Origin of the sequence: Phenylobacterium sp. (genome assembly GCF_036495085.1) — a bacterium.
In the GTDB taxonomy this organism is placed as follows: Bacteria; Pseudomonadota; Alphaproteobacteria; order Caulobacterales; family Caulobacteraceae; genus Phenylobacterium.
Window position 1 is genome coordinate 1 of the sequence record NZ_DASXNL010000116.1, and the last position, 4,815, is coordinate 4,815.

Consider the following 4,815-nt stretch of genomic DNA (forward strand, 5'->3'; position numbering starts at 1 on the left):
TGACGCAGGCCCGTCTCGCCGTCAATGAGCAGGTCGAGCACCGCGTCCACCAAATCCGGCACATAAGTGGGCGAGACCACCAAATCGTCCGCCGAGTGGAACGTCTGATCGGCCGCCACGGTCCGAACCACATGCGAGGCGAAGTTGTGGGGGTCGTAAGGGGAAAAGAACGCCGCGGTCCGGACCATCAGCGCCCGTCCGCCCAAGGCCAGCACTCCCGCCTCGGCCTGCGCCTTGCTGCTGCCGTAGACGTTGAGCGGGCGGGGCGCGTCGCTTTCGACGTATGCGCGGTCGATCTGCCCGTCGAACACCAAGTCGCTGGAGAAGGCCGCCATAGGCAGATCCCGCTCGGCGCAGGCGCGGGCCAGCCGGACCGCGCCCTCCGTATTGGCGGCAAGGCAAGCCCCGGGGTCGGCCTCGGCCGCGTCGACCCGCACCCAGCCCGCGGCGTTGACCACCGCCCAGGGGCGCGCGATGTCCAGTATGTCGCGTATGGATGCCTCGTCGCCTAGGTCGAGTTCGCCGCGTCCGGTGAGGCGGTAGTCGATACCGCGCCATTCACAAGCCCGCGCGAAAGCCTGGCCGAGCGTGCCTGTCGCGCCGGCGATCAGCAGCGGCCGACCCGTCGCTTCAGGCATGCGCCACTCCCGTCGTGGCGAGGGGCTCTCGACGGTTCGGAAGACCGGCCTGAACTGTAAGCGGATATCGCGCCGCCACCACCCCGCGCCCGTGGTCGCGGGGTGGGTCTCGCCGCCGCCGGCGATCCGCTTCAGCTCCGCGGCCAGCGCCGTGGGCCGCGGCGGGTCGGAGCGGACGTCGAAGGCCCCGACCTCATAGTGGCCGACCGGGCGGGTCAGCAGACTATCCCAATCGTGCGAGCCGAGGAGGGCCCACGCGGTGACCGCCTGCACATCCACGCCGCGCCCCCGCAGGCGCCTCGCAACCTCCCACGCCTCACGAATCCAGCGCACCTGCTCCTCGCGGGTGCAGCCGTTGTGGTTCTCGGTCACGGCCAGCGGCCGGCCGTAGCGGGCCCAGGCCTCATCAAGCACGCCTTCGAGACCGGCCGGCGGCGGCAAAACCACCCTGATGGCCTCCACATCGGCATAGGTCATGAACTCGTTGCCCCCGATCCGGTCGCGCGAATAGCCGCCGGTTCGGTGGTCGAGGAACCGGTCGCTGGTCAGGTAGTGGTTCACCCCCAGGACCTCTGGCGGGCAGGGATTGTCCGCGATGAGGCGCAGCCGATCGGCGAATCCGAAACGCTCCAATCGCCCCTGCAGCGGATGGCCCTGAGTCACACGGCCCTCCAGCAGGTCCCAGGTCATCCAGCGGCGGGCATTGTCGAAATCGGCTTGATGCGCCACTGCCCGAGTCGAATAGGTGCGGCCAAGGTCCTCGGTCTGTATCAGGCGCGCCTCCGGCCGCACCTTGCGGATCTCGACCATGGCCAGCCGGATGGCGTCGATCTGGTTGATCAGCGCGGCCCAGAATCGTGTCTCGTCAGCCGTATGCGGGTACCAGTGCCCGTAGAGCGTGGAAAACCGCGCAGTGGTCAGCGGCTCATTGATTGGCGTCCATTCGGAGATCCAGGGATAGCGTTCCGCGGCCGCCCGCGCATAGGAGGCGAATGCGTTGGCGAAGCCGTCGTCGAGAAGGTGGGTCGACGCGGGACCGCTCCCATGGTGCAGCAGGCCCGCGATCGGACGCATACCGAGGTCGGAAATCCGCGCGAGCCTCTCGTCAGTCCAGCTCCAGTCGTAGTCACGGCGGCCGCCCCGGTCCGTCCGTTCCCAGAGCACAGGGTAGCGCAGGGCCTGCAGGCCCAGCTCGGCGAACCTATCGAGGTCCGAAATGCGATCGTGGTGGCCGCTCCGCCGCGTCTGGTCGTGGAACGTCTCGCCCAGCCGGTTCACGGTGCATTCGTGACCTCCCCACAGTTCCAGCGGCAGCATATTTTCCGGCCTTCCCGTCGCATGTGAAGGCGCAAAGACCGGGCCGGCAGATGGTTCCGCGAAATTGTATGGCGGGCGTGCCACCCACCGGCAAGTCGGGATTTGCCGGCTATAAAGTCGACTGGCCGACAATCTACCTTGTCTACTACCAGACATATCCCGCGTACGCTTGCGAGTACTGAATAGGTCGCGCGAATGACAGCATTTTTGATCGGAACCGATGCTATCGCGCGGCATTATCGCGCTTCTCGCTGTTTGACCAAAAGGATCGCGCTCTTGGATACGCAATGGGTTCGGCGCGCTGAGGGCGCTCGGTCATCCTCAACCCATTCCGCAATCCCGCCGCGAGAGCGGCCTACCTTGATCTGCTTTTCCCACCTGAGATGGGATTTCGTTTTCCAGCGTCCGCAGCATCTGATGACCCGCTTTGCGAAGCACCGGCACGTCATCTATTGGGAAGAGCCCCTCTGTGGTCCGTCGGACGCGACACCTCGGCTCGACCATCGGACGGACGCGGACAGCGGGGTTCTCATAGTCACCCCGGTCCTGCCCGACGGCGTCGCGCGCGACGAATGCAACACGACGTTGCGCCGGTTGCTGGACAGCCTGATCGCGGGTTGTCGCGGAGACCTGATCCGCTGGTACTACACCCCGATGATGTTGGAGTTTTCGCGGCATCTTAAGGCGGAGTGCACCATTTATGACTGTATGGACGAGCTGGCGAACTTCAAGTTCGCGCCGCCCGAGCTGACGCTGCTTGAGCGCGAGCTGATGGGCCTAGCCGATGTGGTGTTTACCGGCGGCTACAGCCTCTGGGAAGCTAAGCAAGGATGGCACCCCAACATCCATCCCTTTCCTTCAAGCGTCGATCGCCCGCACTTTGCTCAGGCCCGCGTCCGGAGTCTTGATCCGGAAGACCAGGCCGGCATTCCGCGGCCCCGGTTGGGCTTCTATGGCGTGATCGATGAGCGGATGGACCTGGCGCTCCTCGCCCAGCTTGCCGACGCTCGCCCGGATTGGCATCTGGTGATCGTCGGGCCGGTGGTCAAGATCGAGCCTGCAGACCTGCCAGTGCGGCCGAACCTTCATTACCTGGGGGGCAAGACCTATGACCAGCTGCCGGCCTATCTGGGGGGGTGGGACGTAGCGTTGATGCCCTTCGCGATCAACGAGTCCACCCGGTTCATCAGTCCCACCAAGACGCCCGAATACCTGGCCGGCGGCCGCCCCGTCGTCTCGACCCCGATCCTCGATGTCATCCGCCACTATGGGCAGCTGGAAGGGGTTAAGATTGCGGACAGCTCGGCGGCTTTCGTCGCGGCCTGCGACGAAGCCCTGACGCTACCCAATGCGCCCGGGTACTGGTTGGACCACGTCGACGCCGCGCTCTCGGCGCTCTCCTGGGACGAGACCTTTGTCCGCATGAATCTGGAGATAGGCCGCGCGAGGCATGCGGGGAATAAGGCCCATACCGCAACGCTCACTCCGAAACTGGCCGACCCCGGGGTCGCGGCGCCTGCCATCCGTCCGGCCTGGTGCGGGAAGGCTTTCGACTACCTCGTTGTCGGGGCGGGCTTTGCCGGCTCTGTCCTCGCCGAGCGCCTCAGCAGCCAGCTCCGCAAGCGAGTTCTGCTGATCGACAAGCGCCCGCACATCGGAGGAAACGCCTATGACGAGAAGGATGCCGGCGGGGTGTTGATGCACCGTTATGGCCCGCACATCTTTCATACCAATTCCAGCGAGGTGTCAGGCTACCTGTCGCAGTTCACCAAGTGGCGGCCCTATGAGCATCGCGTGCTGGCCTCAGTAGGCGGCTTGCTTGTCCCCATGCCGATCAACCGTACGACGCTGAACCGGCTCTATGGGGTCAACCTCACTACGGACGCCGAGGCCGAGGCCTATCTGGCCGCGCGGGCCGAGCCGGTGGACAAGATCCGTACGTCCAAGGACGTCGTGATTTCCAAAGTGGGTCGTGAGCTCTACGAGACCTTCTTCCGCGGCTACACCCGCAAGCAGTGGGGAATGGACCCCGCGGATCTCGACAAGTCGGTGACAGCTCGGGTGCCTACTCGGACCAACGAGGACGATCGCTATTTCACCGACTGCTTTCAGGCGATGCCGGCCGACGGCTACACGCGCATGTTCGAGAACATGCTCGACCAGCCGGGGATCACGGTGGCGCTGGGTGTGGAATACGACGACGTTCGCGCCGACGCGGTGTTCGACAAGCTGGTCTTCACCGGCCCGATCGACGAATATTTCGATCACCGCTACGGCAAGCTGCCCTACCGCAGCCTGGCTTTCCGCCATGTGACTCTTGCTCGGGAATGGTATCAGCCGGTGGGCACGGTAAACTATCCGGACGAGGCGACGCCCTATACCCGCATCAGTGAGTACAAGCACCTAACGGGCCAAAGCACACCCAGAACCACCATCACCTATGAATACCCACGCGCCGACGGCGATCCGTACTACCCAGTTCCGCGCCCCGAAAATCACGCCCTTTTCAAGCGTTACGAGGCGCTTGCCCTAGCGGCGCCAGACGTTCACTTCGTCGGACGGCTGGCCACCTACCGCTACTACAACATGGACCAGGTTGTCGGTCAGGCGCTGGCGACATTCCGGCGAATAGCGGCGGCCGATACTGAAACCGCCGGCGCCCAACGTGTGCAACCGGCGGGCATAGCGGCTGAATGACCCTAACATCTTCCCCCGGCTGAAGCCGGGGGATTTCCCAGGGAGGAAATCCACTGAGGAGTTCGCGCTTCATCGGGCGCCTGACGGCCACCCTCCACGCGCAGCGACGGTGTGTTCCACCGCCGGACGCCGGTCCCGGCGTCACGGATGTTGATCGCAGCGT

2 protein-coding genes are annotated in these 4,815 nt (G+C 65.0%); one reads left to right on the top strand and one right to left on the bottom strand.

Going from position 1 to position 4,815, the window contains the following annotated elements; translation table 11 throughout:
- A partial coding sequence (locus VGI62_RS13670; RefSeq protein ID WP_331505049.1) for a family 1 glycosylhydrolase occupies positions 1 to 1,955 on the bottom strand: 1,955 nt, incomplete at its 3' end.
- Positions 1,956 to 2,372: 417 nt separating this feature from the next.
- On the opposite strand from VGI62_RS13670, the gene glf reads away from it, so the two are divergent.
- Positions 2,373 to 4,652: a UDP-galactopyranose mutase gene (gene glf, locus VGI62_RS13675; protein WP_331505050.1), complete on the top strand. Its 2,280-nt coding sequence runs from the start codon at positions 2,373 to 2,375 to the stop codon at positions 4,650 to 4,652.
- Positions 4,653 to 4,815 lie beyond the last annotated feature (163 nt).

Bases quoted from the DNA above. Each gene is read 5' to 3' on its own strand.
- glf (WP_331505050.1), top strand. From the start codon at position 2,373: ATGACCCGCTTTGCGAAGCACCGGCACGTCATCTATTGGGAAGAGCCC.